The 1,576-nt window shown below is 75.8% G+C and carries 1 protein-coding gene; it reads left to right on the forward strand.

All coding sequences use genetic code 11. The annotated features are described in order from the left end of the window. Positions 1 to 1,576: DUF3488 and transglutaminase-like domain-containing protein (locus GTW40_RS17420; RefSeq protein ID WP_161181121.1), on the forward strand; the 1,576-nt coding region annotated here is incomplete at both ends.

Raw genomic sequence — 1,576 nt, forward strand, 5'->3', positions numbered from 1 at the left:
GTGGCGCTGGGCGTGGCCCTGCTGGTGCCGCTGGCGCTGCCCGCGATGCGGGGGGGTCTGCTGGCGGGCACGGGTGCGGGGGTCGGCGCGGGCAGTGGGAACGGCGGCATGATCTCCGCCGTCAACCCGCTGGTGTCGCTGCGCGACTCCCTGAACGTTGACAGCGACCGCCAGGTGCTGTCCCTGCGGACCAACGCCGAAGACCTGTCGGACATGTACGTGCGCATCGTGTCCCTGGACGACTTCGACGGCACGACCTGGAAGCCGGCCCAGCGGCACATCGTCGGGGTGCCGGACGCCTTCCCGACGCCGATCGGTCTGGGCCCGGACGTCCGCCGGACCACGGTCCGGACGACCATCTCGGCGGCCGAGTCGTACGCGCAGGACTGGCTGCCGATGCCGTATCCGCCGACCGGCGTGCGGATCGGCGGCAATTGGCGGTACGAACCGGTGGGCATGACCCTGGTCGGCGACCACCGGCAGACGACGCGCGGTGCGACCTACCTGGTGACCAGCCTGGACGTGCGGCCGACGGCGCGGCAGCTGGCCTCGGCGCCGAAGCCGCCGGACGCGCTGCGGCGCGAGTACACCGATGTGCCGCCGGCGCTGCCGAAGGTGGTGGCCCGGACGGCGAAGGAGGTCACCTCCGGCGCGGCGAACCACTACGAGGAGGCGGTGAAGCTCCAGGAGTGGTTCGCGGAGGACGGCGGCTTCCGGTACGACACGCAGGTGCAGGTCGGGCGCGGCCCGAACGCCATCGCGAACTTCCTGCGCGACAAGCAGGGCTTCTGCGTGCACTTCTCCTTCACGATGGCCGCGATGGCCCGCACGCTGGGCATCCCGGCCCGGGTGGCGGTCGGCTTCGCGCCGGGCACCCCGCAGGCGGACGGCACGGTGTCGGTGAGCCTGAAGGACGCCCACGCCTGGCCGGAGCTGTACTTCGAGGGGGTGGGCTGGACCCGCTTCGAGCCGACGCCGACCCGGGGCACGACGCCGTCGTACACCCGGCGGCAGACCCCGGACAGTGCGCTGCCGGACCCGGCGCTCCCCTCGCGCGGGTCGTCGGCCGCGCCGTCGCCGCAGGCGTCGGCGAGCGAGAGCTGCGCGGCCGGTTCGGCCGCTCCGGCGGTGTGTGCCGCGCCGTCCGAGGCGGTGGCGGCGCCGGGTGGCGGCGGAGGCACTCCGGGCGGGCTGCGGGCCGCGCTGCTCGTGCTGGGCGCGCTGGTGCTGCTCGCGCTGCCGCTGACACCGCTGCTGTGGCGGCGGCGGGCGCGTTCCCGGCGGCTGGGCGCGCACGCCAGGTCCGACGAGGGCGCGGCGGAGCACACGCTGGCGGCGTGGCGGGAGCTGACCGACAGCGCCTGGGACCACGGGATCGCGCCGGACGAGTCGCTGACCCCGCGCGCGGCCGCGGAGCGGATCGTGCGGCTGGGCGAGCTGGACGAGGAGGCCGGGGCCGCGGTGCACCGGGTGGCGGACGCGGTGGAACAGGTGCTCTATGCCCCCCGGCCCCGCTCGGCCACCGGTGTGGCGGCGGACGTGCGCCGCGCGCTCACGGGCCTGCGCGCCTCGGCGG

This window comes from Streptomyces sp. SID4985, from assembly GCF_009863025.1.
In the GTDB taxonomy this organism is placed as follows: Bacteria; Actinomycetota; Actinomycetes; order Streptomycetales; family Streptomycetaceae; genus Streptomyces.